The following is a 25,249-nucleotide window of genomic DNA, read 5'->3' as shown; positions in this document are numbered from 1 at the left end:
TTGACCCGTTCAGTGATAAACCGGATGCGCGCATGTACCGTACCGGGGATTTGGCGCGTTATCTGCCGGGAGGGGATTTAGTGTTTGTCGGCCGTAACGACCAGCAGGTTAAGATCCGGGGTTTCCGCATTGAACCGGGGGAAATTGAAGCCCGGTTGGCAGAGCACCCAGCAGTGCGTGAATCTGCCGTGTTGGCGTTAGGGGATGCGCAGGATAAGCGTCTGGTTGCTTATGTGGTGGCACCAGTGGATGAGGGGCTGGCGAATAGCCTGCGTACCCACCTGAGTACAACTTTACCTGACTATATGGTACCGACGGCCTTTGTGCGTCTGGATGCGTTGCCATTGACCCCGAACGGTAAGTTGGATCGCCGGGCGCTACCGGCACCGGATAATGAAGCGTTTGCCCGTCAGGTTTATGAAGCGCCACAAGGGGATATGGAAATCACATTAGCGGTGATTTGGCGTGAAGTCCTGGGGATCGAACAGATCAGCCGACATGACAATTTCTTTGCCTTGGGCGGCCACTCATTGTTGGCAGTGCGGGTGATGAACCGGGTAGCCGCTTTGGGTATCGAACTGCCGCTAACAACCTTGTTTAAGACTCCTTCATTGAGGGCGTTTGCTGAGGTTATGCAGGCTCGGCCGGGTCAACCGGATAATATCTTGCCGATATCCCGTGATGGGGCGTTACCGTTGTCATTTGCCCAGCAGCGCTTGTGGTTTCTGGCCCAACTTGAAGGGGTCAGTGAAACGTATCATATCCCGATGGCCCTGCGTTTATCTGGACAGTTAGATATTATGGCCTGGCAAAAGGCGCTGGATACCTTGTTTGCCCGTCATGAAGCGTTACGTTCTGTCTTTGTTTCTGTAGATGGTCAGCCACAAGTGCGTCTGTTGGAGCCGGATAGTGGCTTACTGTTATCTCAATATGACCTGAGTGGGAGACCAGATGCGGATGTTGTTCTTGAGCGTCTGAGTGTGGAGGAAGCCCATGCGTCATTTGATCTTGAAAGTGGCCCACTTATCCGTGCGGCTCTCATCCGGATCACTGATGACGAATATCAGTTTTTGCTGACTCTGCATCACATAATTTCCGATGGCTGGTCTGCCAATGTGCTGATACAGGAGCTGAACACACTTTATACGGCGTTTATGGATGGGCAATCCGATCCGTTGCCGCCGTTGGCGATCCAATACCCGGATTACGCCGCCTGGCAGCGTCAGTGGTTGTCGGTTGAGCGTATTCAGGTTCAATCTGACTATTGGCGTGCAATGTTGGCTGATGCGCCCGTCTTGCTGGATTTGCCAACAGATCGGCCTCGTCCACCGGAACAGTCGTTTGCCGGGCAGGCCGTGCCGATTAACCTGGATGTGGAGTTAACGACCGCCCTTAAGCGCCTGAGTGAACAGCACGGTGTCACCTTATTTATGACGCTGTTGTCAGCCTGGTCGGTAGTTCTGTCACGTTTGTCAGGTCAGGAAGATGTGGTCATTGGCACACCGAGTGCGGGTCGTAATCATCAGGAAGTAGAGCCGTTGATTGGCTTTTTTGTCAATACGTTGGCGTTGCGCATGGATTTATCGGATGAACTGACAGTGACGGAATTACTGGCGCGAGTCCGGCAAACCGCATTGGCGGCCCAGGAGCATCAGGATTTACCGTTTGAACAGGTGGTAGAAATCGTGCAACCGCCACGCCGATTAGCGCATACCCCGTTGTTCCAGGTGATGTTTGTCTGGCAGAACAATGAGAGCACGGAATGGGGATTACCGGGATTGGCGGTGTCACCGGTTGATCAAGCCGTTGATATTGTCAAGTTTGATCTTGAACTGGACTTGTCAGAAGAGGAGGGCAGGATTGTTGGGGCATTGAGTTATGTCACAGCCCTGTTTGATCCAACGACAATGGAGCGGCAGGTGGGATATCTGCACACAGTACTGCAAGCGATGGTGGCTAACCCCCAACAGTCGGTCAGGGAAATTGATATCCTGTCCCCGGCGGAGCGCAGGTTATTACTGGAAACCTGGAACGCCACGGAAACCGCCTACCCTGAGGCATTATGCATTCATCAGTTGTTTGAACAACAGGTGGAGAAAACCCCTGATGCGATAGCATTAGTGTATGAAGAGCAAGCACTTAGTTATGCTGAATTAAATACCCGTGCTAACCGGCTGGCTCGTCAATTGATCGAACAAGGAGTTTGTCCCGGTGATCATATTGCGCTCTTGCTAGCGCGTTCGATGGGACTGGTGGTAGCCCAATTGGCGATTCTCAAAGCCGGTGCCGTTTACGTGCCGGTTGATCCCAGTGTACCGGATGAGCGGAAAAACTGGCTGATAAGTGATTGTTCAGCCAAGTTGCTGCTGATTGATACACGGGCGGATATTCCGGTGAACCTGACTGTGCCGCTGCTTCGTCTCTCGGATAAGACAGACATGGGCCACGATAAAGATCGCTTTAACCTTGACTTACCGCGTTCCAGCACTGAGTTAGCGTATATCATGTACACCTCTGGTTCTACCGGGACACCTAAAGGGGTCTTGGTGCCGCATCGTGCGGTGGTCCGGCTGGTTATCAATAATGGTTATGCTGAAATCGGACCGGATGATCGGGTAGCTTTTGCCGCTAATCCGGCTTTCGATGCCAGCACGTTTGAAGTTTGGGCACCGTTGCTCAATGGTGGCGCGTTAGTGGTTGTTGATCATGCTACTTTGTTGACACCGCAGGCGTTTGTACAGGATCTACAGGTTCAGCGAATCACTGTTCTGTGGTTGAGTGTCGGATTGTTTAACCAGTTAGCGGCGGAGCTGTCTCCGGTTCTTCCACAGATAAAATTCCTGATTGTTGGCGGAGATGCCCTTGATCCCCATGTTATCGGTCAGGTACTGCGCACGAGTCCGCCACAACAGCTATTAAATGGCTATGGGCCGAGTGAAGGTACCACCTTTACGACCACATACCGTATCACAACATTAGTGCCCGGAGCGGCCCGTATTCCTATCGGCCGACCGGTAGCTAACACGCGGGTTTATCTGTTGGATACTTGTGGTCAGCCGGTACCGTTAGGAGTGGTTGGAGAGATCTATGTGGGGGGCGATGGAGTGGCCTGTGGTTATCTTAATCGGCCTGAATTGACCGCTGAACGTTTCCTGATTGATCCGTTCAGTGATAACCCAGATGCTCGCATGTACCGCACCGGGGATTTGGCCCGCTATCTGCCGGATGGCAATTTGGAATTCCTGGGCCGTAATGATCAGCAGGTTAAAATCCGCGGCTTCCGTATTGAACCGGAGGAAATTGAGGCCCGGTTAGCAGAGTACCCAACGGTGCGTGAGGCGGCGGTGTTAGCACGAGGTGAAGGGCAGGAGAAGCGGCTGGTTGCCTATGTGGCGGCGGAAGCCCGTGACGGACTGGTGAGCAGCTTACGTGCCCATCTGAGTGCTATTTTGCCTGACTATATGGTGCCGTCGGCCTTTGTTCGCTTGGATGCGTTTCCGCTAACGCCGAACGGTAAATTGGATCATCAAGCGTTGCCGGCACCGGACAATGACGCCTTTGTCCACCAAGTTTACGCCGCGCCTCAAGGAGAAACAGAAATAGCGCTGGCGGCTATCTGGCGTGAATTGCTAGGGATTGAGCAGGTCAGCCGGTACGACAGCTTTTTTGCCCTAGGTGGTCATTCGTTGCTTGCGATACGGATGGTTGAACGCCTGCGTCACCTGGGATTGGCACTGACGGCGCGTGATCTGTTCCAGTCGCCGGTGCTGTCAGACCTGGCGCAAACGTTGGGACAGCATCAGGCTGTGATAGTGCCGCCTAACGTCATCACTTCGGCAACTACGGCCCTGACACCGGCAATGTTGCCGCTGATTGATTTGACTCAGGCTGACATTGACCGCATCGTCAGACAAGTGCCGGGTGGGGTGAGCAACATTCAGGATATCTATGCCCTGTCGCCGTTGCAGGATGGTATTTTGTTCCACCACTTACTGGCAAACGAAGGTGATCCCTATTTGTTAGCCGGCCAGGTGGTCTTCGCTGATCGGACTCTGCTGGACCGTTATCTGGCGGCGGTACAACAAGTGGTTGATCGCCACGATATTCTGCGTACCGCCTTTATCTGGCAAGAGTTGTCTGTGCCTGCTCAGGTAGTCTGGCGTCAGGCACCTTTATCGGTCACTGAATTGACGCTAGACCCGGCTGATGGGCCAATGTGTGATCAATTGGCTCAACGTTTTAATCCTCGTCATTATCGTCTTGACCTGAATCAGGCACCATTGCTGCGGTTTGTGGTGGCGCAGGAGACTGATGGTCGTTGGGTTGTACTGCAATTACTGCATCACCTGATTGGCGACCATACAACGATGGACGTGATGAACCTTGAGGTTCAGGCGTATCTTGCTGAACGGGAAGACAGTCTGACTTCCCCAGTCTCTTTCCGTAATTTAGTGGCTGAGGCCCGGTTGGGAATGAGTCAGGAGGAACATACCCGTTTCTTTACCGAGATGTTGGCGGAGGTGGATGAACCGACGCTGCCATTCGGATTGACGGAGGTGCATCGTGATGGTTCACAGGTGACGGAATCCTACCGGATGCTGGCGCCTGAATTGAATGACCGTCTGCGTGGTCAGGCCCGGCGTTTGGGCGTCAGTCTGGCGGCGTTGTGTCATTTGGCCTGGGCACAGGTGTTGGCGCGTACTAGCGATCAAGAACAAGTGGTGTTTGGCACCGTGCTGTTTGGGCGCATGGCAGCAGGAGAGGGGGCTGACAACGGGATGGGGCTGTTTATCAATACCTTGCCGCTGCGGCTGGATATTGATGATACCCCGGTACGGGAGAGTGTGCAGGCCGCCCATACCCGACTGGCAGGACTACTGGAACACGAACACGCTTCACTGGCACTGGCCCAGCGTTGTAGTGGTGTGCAGGGTGAGATCCCCCTGTTTAATAGCTTGCTGAACTATCGACATAATGCATTTTCAGCAACGTTGGATGAACTTGTAAACGGTATTGAATTTCTTGATACGCAGGAGCGAACCAATTATCCGTTAGTGCTGTCGGTGGAGGATTTTGGTGAATCCTTGGGATTGACTGTTCAAGTTGCCCAGCCGTTTGAGCCGGAACGGGTATGCGGTTATATGCAACAGGCACTGGAGAGTTTAGTGGCAGCACTGGAACAGGCCCCGGAAACGCCGGTACGGACATTGAGCATTCTGCCGGAAGCGGAGCGCACACTGTTGCTGAAAACCTGGAACGCGACGGAAACCGCCTATCCTGAGGCATGGTGTATTCATCAATTGTTTGAACAGCAAGTGGAGCAAACCCCTAATGCGATAGCATTAGTATATGAAGATCAGGCTCTCAGTTATGCTGAATTAAATACCCGCGCTAACCGGTTGGCCCATCAGCTTATCGCATTGGGTGTCGTGCCCGATCAGCGAGTGGCGATTTGTGTGTCACGTTCACCGGCAATGGTGGTGGGGGTATTGGCAATACTAAAAGCCGGTGGCGCCTATGTGCCGTTGGACCCGGTTTATACCGGGGAGCGTCTGGCCCATATTCTGACTGATGCCGCTCCGGTTATTTTGCTGGCGGATAAAGCCGGACGTGCTGCGTTGGGTGAGAAGGCACTGGCAGAACTAACTGTACTTGACCCAAATGCATTGCTCAACCAGCGGGACTACAACCCGCAAATATCTGCACTAACTTCACGACATCTGGCGTATGTAATTTACACCTCGGGCTCGACGGGGACGCCGAAGGGGGTGATGCTGGAACATCGTGGTGTCTGCAACTACCTGCTATGGGCGCGGAGTGATTACCTGACTGAAAAGCAATTCAATAGTATCGTTTCGTCATCAATAGCCTTTGATGCCACGGTCACCAGTCTTTACCTGCCTTTACTATGTGGTGGCAAGATCCATTTGCTCCGTGATGGGCAGGAGCTGGCTGAATTGCTTCCCGCATTGTTGTCAATGGAATCGGGTGCTTTGGTTAAAATTACTCCCGGCCATCTTTTGGCAATGGGGCAGAAATTGAAAACTGTGGAACAAAAATGCCCCGCTCACTGCTTTATCGTGGGTGGAGAGACACTTCCCAGTTCCACTACTGCACTTTGGCAGACATTATCGCCTGGATCACGCATCATCAACGAGTACGGCCCAACCGAAACCGTCGTGGGTTGTACTGTGTTTGATATCAACCATCCGAGCTGTTCTGCCGATAACGTACCGATTGGCCGCCCAATATCCAATACCCAAATTTATATTCTCAATACCCACGGGGAACCTGTCCCAATGGGTGTCACTGGTGAACTTTACATTGGGGGAGTCGCTGTCGCCCGTGGCTACCTGAATCGGCCAGAATTGACCGCTGAACGTTTCCTGATTGATCCGTTTAGTGATCAACCGGGTGCTCGTATGTACCGTACCGGGGATTTAGCCCGCTACCTGCCGGATGGTAACTTGGAATTCCTGGGCCGTAACGACCAGCAGGTTAAAATCCGCGGGTTCCGCGTTGAACCGGGGGAAATTGAGGCTCGATTGGTGGAACACCCGGCGGTGAGTGAATCTGTAGTATTGGCATTGGGGCAAGGGCAGGGCCAACGGTTGGTTGCCTATGTCGTGGTGCCAGCAGATGAAGGGCTGGCCAATAACCTGCGTACCCACTTGAGTGTAACTTTACCTGACTATATGGTGCCGTCAGCTTTTGTGCGTCTGGATGCGTTTCCGCTAACGCCGAACGGTAAATTGGATCGTCGGGCCTTGCCAGCTCCGGACAATGCAGCGTTTGCTCGTCAGATTTATGAAGCGCCACAAGGGGAAACGGAAATTGCATTGGCAGCTATCTGGTGTGAGTTGCTGGGAGTTGAGCAAATAAGCCGATATGACAACTTCTTCACGTTGGGGGGCCATTCACTGCTTGCCATGCGAATGATAAATCTTGCTGCCGGTCGGGGTTTGGTTTGCACATTGAATGCTGTGTTCCAATTCCCGGTGTTAGCTGAACTGGCTGCGAAAATCACCTCAGATTTGCTGTCTCAACCGCAAAACAGCGCTATATCGGTGCGACTGGATGGGGCAGGGTTGCCGCTGTTCTTTGTTCCTAGTGGCATGGGGGATTACTCCTATGTCTTCGGGCTGGCTCGACATATTCCATTGGGCCATCCGATTTATGCGCTACCTTGGCCGTCTATTAATGAAGAACCGATGGTAACGATGGAACAGCAAGCGGCGAGAATGATCAGCTTGATGAAAGCGGTTCAACCGACAGGCCCGTACCGGATAAGTGGTTACTCTTCCGGTGGAATATTGGCTTATGCTATTGCCCAACAGCTTTTGAATGCGGGTGAAATGGTCAATTTCCTAGGGTTGATTGATGCGCCTGCGCCTCATTATTTAGGGGAACAGATTATGCAACCTAAATATCGGTTCTTTATTGAACTAGCTCGACAGTCAGGGGAGGAATACACGGAAGCGATTGCGGAGTTATACCGTCGAATCGATGAGTTGAATTTTGTGCAGTTTATTGAAGCGGCACAAGAATTGGCGTTATATCCGGCAAATCTGCATGCGGATGTGATCGCAAAACGTTGGGGGCAGATCGAGCGTTACGCGCAAATAGTTGCGGATTATGAGCCGCCAGCATTAGCAATAACGCTGCATCAGTTCTATGCGGTAGAACCTTCTCCTGATATTTCTTTTGTGACGGATGAAGAATCTGAGTCTGTGAACATAGAACCGTCGTTAGGTTGGGCGCAGATAATGTCTGATACTTCGCTTGAACTGATTGCGATACCAGGTAACCATTTTAGTTTATTGGAGGATGATGAGAATAAAACCGTTTTAGCTCAGGCTTTGAATAGGGCGCTGGTAATTAGTTGTGATGAGGAGACATCGTAATACTGATATAGTCGGAAGTTCTGAATAATTTAACCTTGATATGATAATCCGGTATATATTTTTTTATACCGGATTTTTTCTTATTTTGGGAATTTAATCTAAGTCTAATTTCTTACTATATAAAAATATATTTAATTGTGTGATATTGGTTTTTATGAATAATTGATAAGAGTTAATATAAGATATGAAGATAGCCGTGTTTTTTGAGTGTTAATAGAAAACGGTCAAAATATCATTTGATTTAGCATGCATATATACCCTATGGATTTCAAGATGCATTGCGACGGCAAGGGAGCGAATCCCCGGGAGCATAGTGAACTATGTGACCGGGGTGAGCGAGTGCAACCAACAAAGGGCAACTTGAAAGATAACGGGTATAAATGATAATGATTCCGTTAAAAGTTAAGATACAAGCGGGTCAACGTGCGGAATATCCACCATCAACGAGGTGGTAACTACCGGTAATGAAAGACGCATCTTGAGATAATAGGAAGCAAGCTAGTGCAGCGACTTCATCGGGTGTTCCGAGACGGCTGATAGGATGATGCTTAATCATTTTTTGGACTACATCGGTGTCGAGCGTAGACATCAATGGTGTGTCGATGCAACCTGGTCCGACGGCGTTAATTCGGATTCCTTGTTTTGCATACTCCAGCGCGGCAGTTTTTGTCATGCCTAGCAATGCGTGTTTGGTTGCTACGTATGCAATCGAGCCGGTGAGGCCAACACTACTGACGACCGAGCCCATGTTAACAATCGCACCACCGCCGGAAGCCAACATTGCTGGAATCTCGTACTTCATTGAGTACAGCACACTGTGCATGTTGATGTTGATGACTTGATGCCAATCATCCAACGGATAGTCCACGGTCCGATGGCGCGAGCCGACTATCCCTGCGTTGTTGACTGCCAGGTGTAGCGCCCCAAAGGTCTCTACCGTTTGAGCCACTAAGCGTTCCACTGCGGACGCTTGGGAGACGTCAAGCTGAATGGCGATAGCATTATCAAGGTCATTGGCAAGGGCTTGAGCTGCGTCGCCGTCGAGATCGGCCACGACAACTTTTGCGCCGTTTGCCGCCAGTCTGCGGCATATTGCAGCACCTATACCCATAGCGCCGCCGGTAACGATTGCCACTTTATCGTTAAAATCTAAAGTCATATATTTTACTCCTGTAAATGATACGAACTAGGTTTATACCCGTTATCTTTCAAGTTGCCTCTCGCGATGCATTTTGAAATATAGATAATCCAACGTTTTTAATAGGCGATCAAATGAGTTTTAGTTTGCATTGATCTTTATTTTATTAGTTTTTTCTATTTACGTTAACGATATTATTTTATTGTCGTAAAATAACGTCTAATAAACTATTTATCAACTTAATCTTATATTTTTTTATAAATTTCTATATTGGATGGTTTTGTAAATATTGAATGGGCCGCATTTTGAATTAATATTATGTCTATCGTTTAGAATATATACCGTGTTTTTCAGTGGTTGTCAAAATGAAATTTTTATAATTACCGCTCATTTGTTTAATTTGTATTTCAAGATATTGTATGTTTTCTTATGATTTTCATTTGGTACTAATAGAAAGAGAATAAAATATATACCTAATAGATTTCGAGTTGCAGCGCGGCGGCAAGTGAACGAATCCCCAGGAGCATAGATAACTATGTGACTGGGGTGAGTGAAAGCCGCCAACAAAGCAGCAGCTTGAAAGATGAAGGGTATAATGTTATTTAACATTCGTACATAATAAATTCAGGTAATGATTACGATTTTAATTATGAAGTTTAGCAAATTAAATGAGATTATTATAAAAAATAGGAAGAAATGGAGTTTCTTATTTATAGTGATAAATTGACGGCAAAAATAACTTTATATATTTCAGCCATAAAGTGGTGACGTAGTATATTATCCATTGCTCATTAGCCCAGAAAAGTAGTTAATTAAATGTCTAAAATAGCGCGTTAGTAATTATTTTAAATGCTAATATATTAAGAAATAATTAATTGTTTAGCAATGGGTGTGATCATCCGGTATGAATGGGTTATTGGGTTTTTCCTATGTAAAAGTGAGATTGAGGGAAGTGATAATCGCTATTGAATAGTTTTCACTTGAAAATACTTTACCTGTTTCTCTAATCTAAGTAAATCATTGAAATAGGGTACAATACGGTCAATTTGTTACGAATAATCTCAATAAGTAGAGTTATTGTGTTGTCTGAAATTTAAAGACATGTGGGTATAGTCAATTTTCTTAACTGGATAGTTAATTTTATATTAAGTTATTCGTCAGATTATTCACTTATTTTGTTGTTTTGGTTATCGGTTTACTCTGGTTTTTGGAAATTAAATTTCGTCAAATTTTATTTTACATTCGAGCAGATAAATTTCAGGTGTTATTAATGAATAATTATTTATTTATTCGTTTCATCTATATGTAGTAGATTTAATTTATGCACAATTTATTCGCTTTTTATTCATAAAAACTGCATAAGGAATGCATAAAAATACTTTTTGGAATTTTGAACGAGATCAAAAAGTATTTTTTTTGTGTACAACTTGTGTTGACTTTGTTAAGCATGGGCAACAGTATCTGTCTAATGGCTGAGCAACTATTTTTAGGAAATAGTCATGGGATTAATAAGAATAATATTAAATAGATCCTGTAATTTTATTATTTTTAAGACTTTTTAGGATTCAGCTTGGTAAACTTTTTCCTCGGCATACATTAATAAATTGTCTAAGTATGAGACAAAGAATGGTGCGGGGGAATATGACTTTCTCTTGTCCGTATACTCTCTATTTTAAGGGGAAATGATCTATGTTAGAAAATATTCAGAGAAGTTGGTTTGATCACTATATGGTGCCCTGTTTTTCTCCTGCTAAGTTCATACCGGTTCGGGCCAAAGGTTCGAAAGTATGGGATCAGGATGGCAAGGAATATATCGATTTTGCCGGTGGAATTGCCGTTAATTCATTAGGTCATGCGCATCCTGAATTAAAGGATGAGTTAATTTCTCAGATTGAGAAAATATGGCATATAGGTAATGGTTACACCAATGAACCTGTCCTGAAATTAGCCAAAAGACTGGTGGAAAATACTTTTGCTGATAAAGCATTTTTCTGTAATTCAGGGGCGGAAGCTAACGAAGCAGCATTAAAGTTAGCCAGAAAATATGCCGCTGATAAATATGGAAAAAATAAAAATGAGATTATTTCATTTAAAGATTCTTTTCATGGTAGAACATTATTTACCGTTACCGTAGGAGGGCAGCCAAAATATTCACAAGATTATGCCCCTCTTCCGCAAGAAATTACGCATCTTCCTTATAATAATTTATCTGCGATCAGAGAACATATTTCTGAAAATACCTGTGCGGTTATTGTCGAACCTATTATCGGTGAGGGCGGTGTTATTCCCGCAGATCCGGCGTTCTTGCAGGAATTACGGACTTTATGTGATCGTTTTCAAGCGCTGCTTATTTTTGATGAAATTCAAACTGGGGTAGGCCGTACAGGATACCTTTATGCTTATCAGGAATATGGTATTGAGCCTGATATTCTTACTAGTGCTAAAGGTCTCGGTGGCGGTTTTCCTATCGGTGCTATGTTAACAAAACAACCTATTGCAGCGGTTTTTCAACCTGGAACGCACGGTACCACGTTTGGCGGTAATCCTCTGGCGGCAGCCGTTGCCGATAAGGTGCTTTCTATTGTTAATCAGACGGAATTGCTCACCGGCGTTTTGCAACGTCATGATTACTTCATGGATAAATTATCGAAACTGAATCAGCGTTACCAAATATTCAGTTGCTTGCGAGGTAAAGGGCTGCTTTTAGGTGCTGAATTGGATAAGGCTTGGCAGGGTAAGGCGAAGCAATTAACTAACTTGGCGGCAGAGGAGGGATTAATTGCCTTGATCGCGGGTCCAGATGTGTTGCGCTTTGCGCCGGCATTAAATATCGAATTTGCTGATATTGATGAAGGTCTGGTTCGTCTTGAAAGCGCCATCATGCGGTTTGTAGGTTAATAGTTGAAGGTGACGTTATGATGCTTTTCCGAGCTGTCCAGCATAGTGACTTAAATGGGGTTCAATCTTTATCTCAACACGCTGGTATAGGTTTGACATCTTTTCCCAATAACCTGGAGCAATTACGTTCACGCATTGCACGTAGCGTTGATACTTTTGAGGGAAAACTGGCCAGGGCTCAGCAGGGATTCTTGTTTGTGCTGGAAGATACCAGCGTGAATCGTGTGGCGGGTGTCAGTGCCATCGAAGTGGCGGTTGGGCTGGAGGAGCCGTTTTATAACTTTCGGGTACAAAAAACCATTCGTTCATCACGTGAATTGGGGATTTATAAATCTATTGAAGCGTTGACTTTGGAGCAAGATCAGACCGGTAACAGTGAATTGTGTACGTTGTTTCTTGATCCGGAATATCAGAAGGGAAGAAATGGGATATTTCTTTCCAAAGCACGTTTTCTTTTTATTGCCGCATTTAGGGATATTTTTTCTAAAATTATATTCGCTGAAATGCGAGGGGTTGCCGATGAGCAAGGAAATTCCCCTTTCTGGAATTCACTGGGACAACATTTTTTTGGCATTCCTTTTTCCGAGGCAGATTACTTAACCGGTATTGGGTCGAAAACCTTTATTGCCGAACTCATGCCCCTTCATCCTATTTATATATCCTTATTATCTGCTGAGGCGCAGAAAGTGATTGGGCAGGTCCATGAGAAAACAGTACCCGCGCGGGCAATTCTTGAAAAAGAAGGGCTTACCTATCAAGGCCATATTGATATTTTTGATGGCGGCGCTTTATTACAGGCTGAGATTAACCGGATACGGGCAGTAAAAGAGAGTCGTCTCGTTCCTATCAGTAAAGTCGAATCAGTGACCAGAGACGATGGTGTTCCTTGCATCGTTGCCAATCAGCATTTTAATGAATTTCGGGCGCTTTTATTGAATGTGGCGTGTGACAGTCATGAACTTTTTTTGACAACCGCTGAGATGGATGCACTTCAAGTAAGCGATAGGGATCAGGTGCGGCTCGTTAGTCTCTTTCCAAAGGAAAATTAAGCATGAATTATAAAGCACATTACATTGGGGGAAGGTGGATTGAGGGGCAGGGTGAGTCGATAACTAAATTTTCCCCAATAGATCAACAGATTCTGTGGCAAGCTAACAGCGCCGATGCTTCTCAAGTCAGAGCCGCTTGTCATGCTGCCCGCGAGGCGTTTTATGCCTGGTCACATTTGCCCGCTAGTGAGCGGATTAAGGTCGTTCAGACATTTGCAGCTTTGCTGAATGAGGGGAAAGAAACGCTTGCTCGTGTTATCAGTCAGGAAACCAGTAAACCGTTATGGGAAACTCGGACTGAAATACAATCCATGATAGGTAAGGCGGCTATTTCTATCGAAGCGTGGGAACAGCGTACCGGTGAGTCAGAAACGATTATGCCAGACGGCCGTGCCTTACTGCGTCACCGTCCTCACGGTGTGATGGCGGTTTTTGGTCCGTATAACTTTCCTGGGCATTTGCCTAATGGTCATATTATTCCCGCGCTTATTGCGGGTAATACACTGGTGTTTAAACCGAGTGAATTGACACCGATGACCGCTGAAGAAACGGTGAAACTATGGGAAAAAGCCGGTTTGCCCGCCGGTGTGCTCAATCTGGTTCAGGGAGCACGCAGTACCGGGACAGCATTGTTGGAGGATAAGCAGATTGATGGTGTACTGTTTACGGGGAGTGCCAATACTGGCTTTCACTTTCACCGCATGCTTGGCGGTCAGCCAGAGAAGATGTTGGCACTTGAAATGGGGGGAAATAATGCATTGATCGTCGATGCTTGCGACGATATTGATGCCGCTGTTTACACTATTGTGCAGTCAGCATTTATCTCCGCCGGTCAACGTTGCACCTGTGCCCGCAGATTGTTGGTAAAAAATGGCACGCACGGAGAGGCGGTGATTAAGCGTCTGGTGGAGGTGACAAAGCGGATCGTGCCATCCCATTGGGATGCTCAACCTCAACCATTCATTGGTGGCGTCATTTCTCTACAGGCGGTCCAAAATCTGTTGGAAGCTCAAGATCGGCTACAAAAACTTGGTGGCATCTCTTTGGTTTCGCTGGAGCAATGCGAGCCGCAATCAACGTTGCTGACACCTGGGATTATCGATGTTAGCCGGGTGGCTGATGTGCCTGATGAAGAGTATTTTGGTCCGTTACTTACTCTTATGCGTTATGACACGTTTGATGAAGCGTTGGCAATCGCCAATAACACCCGGTTCGGATTGGCTACTGGTTTGATTTCGCCGGATGCTTCGTTGTTCCAGCGCCTGTCGGAAGATGCCAGAGCGGGCATTGTGAACTGGAATAAACCGTTGACGGGAGCTTCCAGTAAAGCGCCTTTTGGTGGCATTGGCGCATCGGGAAACTTCCGACCCAGCGCTTATTATGCGGCTGATTATTGTGCCTGGCCGATGGCATCCTTGGTTGCCGACGAACTCACTTTACCTGAAATGCTTGCGCCGGGGATTCATTTCCCTGATTAATCGTTTAACGGGATAGGTTTCAATTTATACAATTTTTTCAGAGGGATTTATGGCTGGTTTTGAAGCAAATTTTGATGGGTTGGTCGGCCTGACCCATCATTATGCGGGGCTTTCAGTGGGTAATAAAGCTTCTATTAATAATAAAGACAGCGTATCTAACCCGCGTAAAGCCGCGCTGCAAGGTGTGATGAAAATGAAAGCGCTGGCTGATGCGGGATTTATTCAAGGAGTGCTTCCTCCGCAACAACGTCCTAATATCCCTGTTTTACGTAATTTAGGTTTTGTCGGCAGTGATGAGCAGATACTTCATAAAGCAGCCAAATATTCTCCGGCGTTATTATCAAAACTGAGTTCTGCTTCATCAATGTGGACAGCAAATGCGGCAACCGTGTCACCTTCGGCGGATAGCGCTGATCAGCGAGTCCATTTCACGGTAGCAAATTTAAACAACAAATTGCACCGTTCGTTGGAAATGGAAACGACGTCAGCCGCGTTAAAAGCCACTTTTGCTGATCAAAACTATTTTGTCCATCACCCGGCTCTTCCACAACATGAAGATTTTGGTGATGAAGGGGCGGCAAATCATAATCGCCTTGGCGGTGATTATGATACGCCTGGCGTACAGGTGTTTGTCTATGGCCGTAGTGCATTTCGCGGCGGCCCAATGCCCAAATGTTATCCGGCGCGGCAAACATTGGAAGCCAGTGAAGCGATCGCGCGGTTGCATCAGCTTAATCCGGCACAAACCGTTTTTGTACAGCAAAACCCAGTTGCCATTGACAGTGGGGTTTTTCATAACGACGTGATTGCGGTCAGCAACCGAAATGTCCTTTTTCACCATCAATATGCTTATCTTAATCAGTCTCAGGTGCTGACCGAAATTAAACAGAAAATGGCGGTGTTGGGGCAGGATTTTGTCACGATTGAGGTGCCTGCTGAGCAGATCAGCATCAAAGATGCGGTTTATTCTTATCTCTTTAATAGTCAGTTACTGAGTAAAACTGATGGGAAAATGATGATCGTTGTTCCTGAGGAGTGTCGCCAACGTTCCGCTGTTTGGGGTTATTTACAGTCGCTGATTGCGCAAGCCTCTTCACCTATTAATGAAGTCCGTGTGTTTGATTTGCGGGAAAGTATGCGCAATGGCGGCGGTCCGGCCTGTTTGCGTCTGAGGGTGGTACTAAACGATGCTGAATTTCGTGCTGTCAATCCCGCAACATTGATAAATACGTCGCTTTACGATCGTCTGATCAAATGGATAGAACGCCATTATCGTGATGAATTATGTACCAGCGATCTGGCTGATCCCCAATTACTTCGAGAAGTTTATACTGCTCTGGATGAGCTCACGCAGATCCTGAATTTAGGATCGATCTATGAATTTCAGCGCTAAATTGGAGCAGATATGGATCTGTTAACGTTATTGCTTGAAAAAAAACTTGCCGACCACCTGACATTTCCAGAAACAATGAGTGCGCATTGGTTGGCAGAAGGCGTACTACAACTGATTCCTCATGAAGGGGAAAATCGGTCTCTGGTGATTTCTGCCGGTATTCACGGTAACGAAACCGCGCCTATTGAAATATTGATTCAGTTACTCGCGCAGTTGGTGGATGGCACATTAACACTAAAAAATAATTTGTTGATTATCTTCGGTAACTTACCTGCGATGCGTGCGAATCGACGTTATTTACATCATGATTTGAATCGCATGTTTGGTGGCCGTTACCTGGATTTTCCTTTGGGGAATGAGCGATCACGTGCGGCGGAACTTGAAGATGTTGTGAGCCGTTTTTTTGCTGAACCTGCGGTGTCGTCGACAAATATTCGCTGGCATATTGATCTGCATACCGCTATACGCGCTTCTCACCATGAGCAATTTGCGTTGTTGCCCGCTCAGAATCGTCCCTTTTCTGCTGAATTTATGCAATGGTTGCATGACAGCGATATTGATGCGCTCGTTTACCATCGTGAGAAAGCGGGGACTTTCAGCCATTTTCTGAGTGAAAAGTTTGGGGCGGATAGCTGTACGATGGAGATTGGTAAAGCAATGCCTTTTGGGGAAAACGATTTAACAAAGTTCCAAAAAATTACCGATGCTCTTTATGGTTTAATTTCTTTATCACAAATAACAGCACGTATTAAATCTGAACTGAAACATTACCAGATAATTAATTCCATTATTAAGAGTCACGACAGTTTTCAACTTCATATCCCCGCAGATACCTTGAACTTTACTGAATTGCCAGAAGGATTTAAAATCGCCAGCCAACGTGATCGTCATTGGAAAATTAAATTTCCGGCGAAATTTATTTTATTTCCTAATGCTGAGGTTGCTAATGGATTACGAGCAGGATTATTACTTGCTTTAAATGAAAAAATAATTAAATAAATAAGACATTATTCCATTTTTTTCCTGAAGCCGTGGTAACTTCTTTTTTAGAAAGATTTAGCAGTCAACTGCTTCTTTGGTGCCTATTGGGATAGGCAGTTAATGACGGACGGGACTATTATGATAAAAAATAATAAAACTCAACAAAACCTTTCGGCAGAGAAAGTTGCTGATACACAAACGCTTCATAGAGGGCTGAGTGCACGTCATATTCAATTGATTTCCATTGGTGGTGCTATTGGCACAGGTTTATTTATGGGGTCAGGAAAAACCATTGCCGTATCTGGTACATCGATCATTATTACCTATGCGATTGTTGGTTTTTTTGTCTATATGGTGATGCGGGCAATGGGAGAATTGCTCCTGACTAAACTGAATTATCGCTCTTTTGCTGATTTTGTATCGGACTATTTAGGCACGAAAGCCAGTTTTTTTCTCGGTTGGACTTATTGGATGAGTTGGGTTGTCTCTTGTATTGCTGATGTTGTTGTGTGTGGTGGGTATATTCAATATTGGTTTCCCGGTGTCTCTCTTTGGGTGCCTGCATTTTTAACGCTAGGTTTACTTGGTACTTTTAATCTTCTTTCTGTCCGCTTATTTGGCGAAGCTGAATTCTGGTTTGCCATGATTAAGGTCGTTGCGATTTTAGCACTGATTATTATTGGTTTTGGTATGGTGATGGTAGGCTGGCAATCACCGGATGGTATGATCGCTTCTGTGAATAATTTGACTGATCCATCGGTATTTCTGCCAAACGGTATTTTTGGTTTTTTTGCCGGTTTTCAAATAGCGATTTTTTCTTTTACCGGTGTTGAGTTAGTTGGCACGATGACGGCAGAAACAAAAGATCCGGAAAAGATATTGCCGAAAGCCATTAATTATATCCCGATGAGAATTATGATTTTCTATATTTTCTCCATGTTGAGCATCATTGCCGTTACTTCTTGGGGACGGATCTCATCTGAAACCAGCCCTTTTGTGACACTATTTGCCTTGGCGGGTCTGCCTGCTGCTGCCGCAGTGGTTAATTTTGTTGCATTAACATCGGCAATGTCCTCTGCTAATAGTGGATTATATGCTTGTACACGTATGCTTTATGGCTTATCAACGGAAAAGAACGCACACCGGAAATTTAAAATTCTTTCCCGCAATACTGCGATTCCTGTACATAGTCTGATATTTTCTTGTTTCTGTATGGTGGTTGGTACGTCACTTTTATTTATCGTGCCGAATGTCATGCAGCTATTTACTATTGTATCAACCGTTGCTTCGATTATGGTGATTTATAGCTGGTGTGTGATTTTGATTGCCTATTTGGTTTATCGTAAGAATTACCCTGATGTGCATAAACGTTCAATATTTAAGATGCCTTTAGGGGTATTAATGACCTGGCTGACCCTGATTTTTTTCATCTTTACCATAGTGGTAATGGTTTTTGACCCGGATACACTGGTCGCACTCTGTGGTACGCCTTTATGGTTTATTATGTTAAGTATTTTATGGCGCGTAAAAAAGAAAAATGAAGCTAAAGAAGAACAGCGTTATCAGATAGCGAAAGAGAGTTTTCGTTTATAGGCAGCTAATTGAGAAATAATAAATTGAAGCAGATAGAAAAATAACTTCAATGGCGATCTCATATTAGCCGAAGTTGCTCATTTGACTGCATGATATTCAACGGTACACCAAAGAGTTACCTCAGGTGATAATTCGATCGTTTGCCGGGTAGGGGTTTACCCTTTCAGATATTTCAGCCAAAGCTACGTTTATTTCTTCTGATTTTACTCCCGATTGAGTCATTTGTTAGGCGAATGGCTCCTTGGGTTTCTTTAAATAAAAAACGGATATGAATTATCAGTAAGCGTGTTATTTAAATAAGGCGGATTCGACTAGTAAGAGCAAATTCTCATTGCTAGATGTTTTTCAATAGATATAAATAGACACTTTATTTTCTGAATTATGTGGATAGCTATACCTAATAGATTTCGAGTTGCAGCGAGGCGGCAAGTGAAAGAATCCCCAGGAGCATAGATAACTATGTGACTGGGGTGAGTGAAAGTAGCCAACAAAGCAGCAGCTTGAAAGATGAAGGGTATATAATTGCAATTGGATGATATCTATTATATTATTTCGGAATAATAAATAGATAGCTGTTTTATTCATATGATATTATAACAACTAAAAAATTATCTATTTTATATGTTATCGAAATTGTCTTTTTTTGTGTTTTTGTTTTATTTTTTAATTTAATTATTATGGAGCTTGTATTTTTTGATTTAACAATCTATCTTTATTTAAGATAGCTAATAACAAGAGAGACTAATTAAATGATATGATTTATATTGCGAAGTTATTTTTTTATTGATCCTTTATTTATATACCTAATAGATTTCGAGTTGCAGCGAGGCGGCAAGTGAAAGAATCCCCGGGAGCATAGATAACGATGTGACTGGGGTGAGTGAAAGCAGCCAACAAAGCAGCAGCTTGAAAGATGAAGGGTATAGTCGCATTGTTCGTTAAGTCATTATATGTCGACAAAGATTATAGATGGATTTATTAATAACGGTTATGAAATGTATCTTTGTTTTTCTTGGCATCAATGCTATCAATAAAGCAAGGAGAGAAATATGAGTTTTAATAAAAAAGTCTTTCTGATTTTTACTTTATTAGCTATGAGCCACTTTAGTATGGCATGTAATATTGATCCAACGGTAGAAGATATAATAAAAAGCTATGGGCTACAAGAAACTAAAGTGATGTCTATGTATAAAAAGTGTGAATTAGATGTGGTGAATACTGGAAATAGAATTATATTAATTAATAATAAATCCCAAAATAGGGATGAACGTGCAGAGATTGCGATGTATTGGTATCGAGGAATGGGAATAGAGGAATATAAATTATTTGACAATAATAACTTTAAAAGAATTCCTTGTGCTAACATGCCAAATCGCTTTTGCGGGATTGCGCCTGAATATACTTACGCGAAGAGTTATCCGATGAGAGAAGATAAAAAATTTGTTATAGAATTTAGTACAGTAGAACCTGGCTGGCTATATAATGAATTTACAACTAAACATAACTGCGAAATTAATATTGAATCAAGAGGAGAATCATATGGGTTGGGTGGAATAGGCGCATTGAAAAAGGATGAGTTAAATTGTAAGCCTAAAGGTTATAAGGTAGGGGATGAGTTTAATAAATGGCTATCAGAAAAGCCAACTAAAATAGAGGTTACAATTTCTTATGTGCAATTACCCATACTGAATTAATCCTCAATATCTGTTATATAATCATGTCATTATCGGCTTTAAACTCTCTTTTTAGCACCGAATGCCTGCTGGCTTTGGTGCTTTTTCTTGATTGCTGGAGGAGCTTTATTAGGTGGAAAATAAAGTTTTAATTTTTAACTATTTTTCAAAAGGTATATTATCATATAACTATTGTTTTTTCTCTTATGTCGTTACTATATTTTATCGTATATTCTAATCAAATATTTTTTAATTTAATTATATTGGAATTTGTTTTTGTTTTTTATAGTTAAATAATCTATCTTATTTGAGGCAGATGATAACAATGAAGATTAATATATTGGTTAATTTATTATGTATTGTCTGCAATAGTGTTTTTTAAATCAACATATAATGATGAAATCTATTTTCATTTAATTAGATATCAAAAAAAATAAATAAAGCAAGGATAAAAATATGAATTTGAATAAAAAGGTTTTCCTTATTTCCCCGTTTTTATTAGCGATTAGTAGTTTTAGTATGGCATGTAAGACAGATCCACAGATAGAAAAAATAATCACTAAAAATGGACTGGGAAATACCAAAGTAATGTCTATGTATAAAAATTGCACACTTTCAGTCACAGCAAATACACCCAATAAAGTGACATTAGTCAATAAGAAAGCGGCAAAGCGTGATGATCAAGCAGAAAAAGCGATGTACTGGTATAGAGGGATGGAAATAAAGGAATATAAAGCATTTCACCAGAATAAGTATAAAAGCCTTCCTTGTGTTAAAGGAGAAAGTTTTTGTGGAATTGCTCCCCAATATACCTATTCGCAAGGTTATCTGACAAATAAAAAACCTGGAGTTGTTATTGAGTTTAGTACAATAGAACCGAAATGGCTATACAATGAATTTACAACTAAGCATAAGTGTCAAGTTAAAGCTGAGGGAGGAGGAACATACGGGCTTGGTGTGACAGGAACATCAGCGAGTTGTGATGACCAATACAAGAAACTTGGAATAGGGAATGTATTTAATAAGTGGCTAGAAAAACCAGCAAAAATAGATGTTATAATTTCTTATGTATTATTAGCAAAATAAGATTTGATATCTTTTTTAGTTGTGTGATTGTCAGTTTTGAATGATTTTTTTCAAAAAATACAGCACCGAATATTCATGATTTCGGTGCTTTTTATTGGTGATGGATTTAAGTAAATTCTGTGTTTCATGTTAATAGATAAAATTGGTAGGATTTTGTGGTATATAAAAATAAATATTATCTATAGTGGGATGTTATAGGGTAAAAAAATTTTATTGAGAGATGTTTTCTAATGGATATAAGCAATCATTTTGTTTTTTACAAATTTTTCGGTCAGTTATAATTGAGATTTTATGAGGTTATTTAGATTGTTATGATATAAAAAATCAGTGGTTATTATTTTTATATATAACATTTGAATGCTGATAAATTATTTATTTTATATGTTATTGAAATTGTTTTTTTAAATTTTTTCCATATTGATTCTAATGTATTTAAATAAGATATTTTCCAATTTAATGATTCTGTAATTTGTATTTTTTTGATTTAATAATCTATCCTTATTTAAGGGAGGTAATAATAACTAACTGAATTAAATGATTTATATTGTAATATTCCATTGTTATTAATTTATTATTTATGCTTGAATTGTGATTTAAATTATTATTTATGTCGTAAATTATATTTCAACTTAATAATAACGAAATTCATTTTTGTTCCATTGAGTGATATACCTAATAGATTTCGAGTTGCAGCGAGGCGGCAAGTGAACGAATCCCCAGGAGCATAGATAACTATGTGACTGGGGTGAGTGAAAGCAGCCAACAAAGCAGCAGCTTGAAAGATGAAGGGTATAAAACCATAAATAAAGCAAGGAGAGAAACATGCATTTGAATAAAAAAGTTTTCCTTATTTCCCCATTTTTATTAGCGATTAGCAGTTTCAGTATGGCATGTATGCAAGATACGGAGAACGTTAGAACTGTGGTAAAGCAAGCAATAATAAGCAATGGCCTGCAAAATACTGAAGTGATGCCTCTGTATGAAAGGTGTGAACTTAGAGCCAATTTAAGAGGTTTTGAAAAGAGAAATGACGTTGAGTTAAATAATACTTCTACTCATAATCAGGATGATGAGGCAGCAACAGCAAAGTATTGGTATAGAGGGATGGGCAAAAATGAATATATATCATTAGACCGCAATGGATATCATGCAATCCCTTGTGTTACAGAAGAAAGCTATTGTGGTATTACACCTCAATATACTTATGCAATAACATATCCGAAAAGTGAAAAGCCCAAAATTACTATAGAATTCAGTACAGCAGAATCTGGTTGGTTATATAAAGAATTCAGTACACCAATAAAAGAAGGAGGACATGGGTGTAAAATTAAAGCGGAAGGTGGAGGGTCATATGGGCTTGGCAGAACAGGAACATCGGGTGATAAAGTGAGTAGCTGTAAGCCTGCTGAATATAGGGTAGGGGTTGAATTTAACCAATGGTTATCAGGAAAAAGAATACAACATAAAGTTGCTTATGTATTGTTACCGAAAAAGCCATAAAAATAAGGTTTAACCTCTGTTTTGTTACCATGTAATTATCAACCTTAAATTTGTGCAGATAAATATAAAGTGCCGCAATATGCGGCACGATTAAAGTATTTTTTGCAGTTCATTACGTGCAGCCTGAGCCAGAAAACCACTTCTGCTGCCATTAAGATCCATTGACCATCAATATATTTGCCAATATTTTCAGCCAGATGTTTTGGTGCTTTGGATTTCGCCACGTCAGCCATAATTGCGGCGTTGTATTACAATGTGCCATCAATGATCAGGTCTGGATGTTTTTCCTACGCCACACAAGCTGCTTCAAGAACTTTCTAAGCGGTTGGTGATTTGGCTTCTTGAGAACAAGTTGGAGTAAAGAAGATCCCAGCGTAATGGCTAGGATTGTTTCCGGGTTAATCTTCGTATTTGAAATTTACATTGATTTTCACTTTTTCAATATCAAGTGTGATAACACAGGAATGCCAAAAAGGTGGTTTTTCCGATTTAAAATTATCTAAAAGATAGATCCTTAATTCAACTAGTAAATCTAACAACTGAGGACTGGCATCATAAGTATCATTAATCCATTTTTCTTCGCCATTCTTATTAACGTAATCGTAAGTAAACTCACCGCTATCATTTTCGGGTTCTAATGAAGCATTAACAATGACCTTAGATGCATCATCAGGAGCTATAGAAAATAAAACCTTACCAATATCATTATAAATCTCTTGATCATCTCTCATCATTTTTCGCTCGGAGCATTTTTGAAGACTCTTTCAATAACTCTACCATTATCTACTGAATAACTCACAGTAAATTTGTCAGGTTTAAGACTATCACCAGAATAAGTAGGCTTTATCTTCACATCTATAATCATGAAAGAACTCGCTTAAAATTGAATCGCCTGAGTCCAGTAGAATTCCGAACTCAGGCATTATTAGTTGCTTAGTGTAACCTGTCCAACTTTTTGGGGTCACTGCAATATATGGCAGGGATCACTTTCAGGTTAGTCCTCGTATTTGAATTCTATTCTGATTTTCATGTTTTCAAGGTCAACAGTGACGACACAGCCATACCATACAGGACGACCGCTAGTCAGATTGTTTTCCACGTAGTGTTTACGCAGCATTGCTAAATTTTCTATAAGGTCTCTATCTGTTTTTGGAGATAGGGGTAAAAACCACTTTTTACACCCACTTTCATCAACATAGTCATATAGAAACTTAGCATGATCATTTTCGGGAGATAATTCTACATCCAGTAAAATCCTCTGTGCATCATCAGGAGCCGCTTCATATAATATACGACCAATTTCTGAATAAAGTTCATCATCACTTACCATCATTTACCCCCCGGTGCATTTATAAATCCTTCTCTTATCGGTCTTTCATTACCTATCTGATAAGTTACCGAAAAACTGTCCGGTCTGGTACCCTTATCCTTGTAAGAAATATCTATTTTTACTTGGACTTGATGATCATTTTTTAAAGCATCAGCCCATTGATTGCTTCGTCCAACTCAAGCAGATCATGCGCAAAGAAGTTATACTCAAGAACGATTTCACTCGCATTTGCGCCACTGTTAACACCCTGTGCACTATTTGTAGCAAATGCACCGGCAATACCGCCGATGATTTTGCCACCTGCCTGAATTTTCATTGGATCATTGAATGTTTTATCCAATGTTGTCGCTGCCCAAAATAGTCTGTTGAAAACGTAATAGGTGACAGGATGTTGCCCCACAGATGATTTCAGCATTGATAAAATCGTTTTTATTACTTTTATTACGAACAGGCAAATGAACAAACTGTAGAGAGATGAGTTTTACCTAATAGTCGATTGGATAATGTGACGCAGGGCGGGATGTTGCTTTGTGCAAAAACAACCAAAAGATAGATATTGATAATCTCTCCCGCTCAATACGGCGTTATTAATAGTCTTTGATAACTATCCAATAGGTTTTTTGAATTAAATGCGATTTATTTTTAAATAAAATACCCATTCAAAAAATATGAGATCTCGCCCTGTAATGTGACGGGCTATAAATCCCCTGTGTTAGCGTACGGCTAACACAGGGAGAGTGGTCATTTTATTAACGAGAAATTACGTAAATCTATTTACAAACTCTTGGCAGAGTATTTATTAATTGCCATTTATCCATACTTGCTGGAGCCAATCAGTGATATCTGACCACATTTCATCACTATAGCCATCATGGGACCAGTATCTAACTTGACCGCTAGGAAGGAGACAATAGTAGTTTCCGTTATCTTCACAAATAGGTAACCAGTCTTTAGGTACTCCTAACTTTCTTGCATCTTTAAGAGATTGTGATAACTCACCATAATTTTGTTTATCTTTAGTTACAGATAATAATTCTATGGAGCCATAGAAAACATTCCCTATTTCCTTTAAAACTTTTTTATAGTTATTAGGAAAAGTAAAACCAATCTCACGCTCATATTGTGCTAGCAATTCATCGTCTGGTAGATCTGTGTTGCTTGTTTCTCCACCAGATAGAAGTTTTAACTCATTGATAATTTTATCTAAATCGTTATTCATTTTTACA

17 protein-coding genes and 1 pseudogene are annotated in these 25,249 nt (G+C 42.6%); 11 read left to right on the top strand and 7 right to left on the bottom strand.

The window, feature by feature from the left end; all coding sequences use genetic code 11:
* The coding region (locus KZ793_RS14800; protein ID WP_225816040.1) for a non-ribosomal peptide synthetase at nt 1-7,904 on the top strand (7,904 nt) is incomplete at its 5' end.
* A 418-nt stretch (nt 7,905-8,322) separates the two neighbouring features.
* Here the strand turns inward: KZ793_RS14800 and KZ793_RS14795 are convergent.
* A complete protein-coding gene (locus KZ793_RS14795; protein WP_225816038.1) occupies nt 8,323-9,063 on the bottom strand; it encodes an SDR family NAD(P)-dependent oxidoreductase in 741 nt (246 codons plus the stop codon).
* 1,668 nt (nt 9,064-10,731) lie between these two features.
* Between KZ793_RS14795 and astC the strand changes: the two genes are divergently transcribed.
* The 9 genes from astC to KZ793_RS14750 all read left to right on the top strand — a co-directional run bounded on the left by astC (nt 10,732) and on the right by KZ793_RS14750 (nt 22,693).
* The gene (astC, locus tag KZ793_RS14790; RefSeq protein WP_225816036.1) at nt 10,732-11,940 is read left to right on the top strand and encodes an aspartate aminotransferase family protein; all 1,209 of its coding nucleotides are present in this window, start codon (nt 10,732-10,734) and stop codon (nt 11,938-11,940) included.
* A gap of 20 nt (nt 11,941-11,960) precedes the next feature.
* Entirely contained in the window at nt 11,961-12,989 is a 1,029-nt protein-coding gene (astA, locus tag KZ793_RS14785; RefSeq protein WP_225816046.1) for an arginine N-succinyltransferase, read from the top strand.
* Nucleotides 12,990-12,991: 2 nt separating this feature from the next.
* Nucleotides 12,992-14,467: a succinylglutamate-semialdehyde dehydrogenase gene (astD, locus tag KZ793_RS14780; RefSeq protein ID WP_225816034.1), complete on the top strand. Its 1,476-nt coding sequence runs from the start codon at nt 12,992-12,994 to the stop codon at nt 14,465-14,467.
* A 49-nt stretch (nt 14,468-14,516) separates the two neighbouring features.
* Nucleotides 14,517-15,860, top strand: a complete 1,344-nt coding sequence (gene astB / locus KZ793_RS14775; RefSeq protein WP_225816024.1) for an N-succinylarginine dihydrolase — start codon at nt 14,517-14,519, stop codon at nt 15,858-15,860.
* A gap of 12 nt (nt 15,861-15,872) precedes the next feature.
* Nucleotides 15,873-16,859: a succinylglutamate desuccinylase gene (gene astE / locus KZ793_RS14770; protein ID WP_225816023.1), complete on the top strand. Its 987-nt coding sequence runs from the start codon at nt 15,873-15,875 to the stop codon at nt 16,857-16,859.
* 120 nt (nt 16,860-16,979) lie between these two features.
* The gene (locus KZ793_RS14765; RefSeq protein ID WP_225816022.1) at nt 16,980-18,434 is read left to right on the top strand and encodes an amino acid permease; all 1,455 of its coding nucleotides are present in this window, start codon (nt 16,980-16,982) and stop codon (nt 18,432-18,434) included.
* A gap of 1,049 nt (nt 18,435-19,483) precedes the next feature.
* Complete coding sequence (locus KZ793_RS14760) at nt 19,484-20,128, top strand: hypothetical protein (RefSeq protein WP_225816021.1); 645 nt, start codon at nt 19,484-19,486, stop codon at nt 20,126-20,128.
* Nucleotides 20,129-20,563: 435 nt separating this feature from the next.
* On the top strand, nt 20,564-21,193 hold the full coding sequence (locus KZ793_RS14755) for a hypothetical protein (protein ID WP_139654778.1): 630 nt from the start codon (nt 20,564-20,566) through the stop codon (nt 21,191-21,193).
* A gap of 822 nt (nt 21,194-22,015) precedes the next feature.
* Nucleotides 22,016-22,693 (top strand): hypothetical protein, encoded by a 678-nt coding sequence (locus tag KZ793_RS14750; protein ID WP_225816020.1) that lies wholly within the window; start codon nt 22,016-22,018, stop codon nt 22,691-22,693.
* A gap of 398 nt (nt 22,694-23,091) precedes the next feature.
* Here KZ793_RS14750 and KZ793_RS14745 read toward each other — a convergent pair whose 3' ends face one another.
* Entirely contained in the window at nt 23,092-23,424 is a 333-nt protein-coding gene (locus KZ793_RS14745) for an immunity protein YezG family protein (RefSeq protein WP_397443616.1), read from the bottom strand.
* A gap of 59 nt (nt 23,425-23,483) precedes the next feature.
* Here KZ793_RS14745 and KZ793_RS14740 point away from each other — a divergent pair, with 59 nt between their 5' ends.
* Entirely contained in the window at nt 23,484-23,630 is a 147-nt protein-coding gene (locus tag KZ793_RS14740; protein ID WP_317987469.1) for an IS3 family transposase, read from the top strand.
* Between the two features lie 57 nt (nt 23,631-23,687).
* Here KZ793_RS14740 and KZ793_RS14735 read toward each other — a convergent pair whose 3' ends face one another.
* From KZ793_RS14735 to KZ793_RS14715, 5 genes and pseudogenes are all read right to left on the bottom strand, one after another.
* On the bottom strand, nt 23,688-24,026 hold the full coding sequence (locus KZ793_RS14735; RefSeq protein ID WP_225816018.1) for a hypothetical protein: 339 nt from the start codon (nt 24,024-24,026) through the stop codon (nt 23,688-23,690).
* Nucleotides 24,023-24,133: a hypothetical protein gene (locus tag KZ793_RS14730; RefSeq protein ID WP_225816045.1), complete on the bottom strand. Its 111-nt coding sequence runs from the start codon at nt 24,131-24,133 to the stop codon at nt 24,023-24,025. The genes KZ793_RS14735 and KZ793_RS14730 overlap by 4 nt, the downstream gene beginning before the upstream one ends.
* A 32-nt stretch (nt 24,134-24,165) precedes the next feature.
* Entirely contained in the window at nt 24,166-24,339 is a 174-nt protein-coding gene (locus tag KZ793_RS14725; protein WP_225816044.1) for a VENN motif pre-toxin domain-containing protein, read from the bottom strand.
* Between the two features lie 52 nt (nt 24,340-24,391).
* Nucleotides 24,392-24,508: pseudogene (locus KZ793_RS14720) on the bottom strand (IS110 family transposase); the annotation flags it as partial.
* A 314-nt stretch (nt 24,509-24,822) separates the two neighbouring features.
* A complete protein-coding gene (locus KZ793_RS14715; RefSeq protein WP_225816017.1) occupies nt 24,823-25,242 on the bottom strand; it encodes an SMI1/KNR4 family protein in 420 nt (139 codons plus the stop codon).
* Nucleotides 25,243-25,249: the final 7 nt, after the last annotated feature.

This window comes from Photorhabdus antumapuensis (assembly GCF_020387775.1).
Classification (GTDB): Bacteria; Pseudomonadota; Gammaproteobacteria; order Enterobacterales; family Enterobacteriaceae; genus Photorhabdus; species Photorhabdus antumapuensis.
This window is presented reverse-complemented; position numbering and strand designations above follow the sequence as displayed.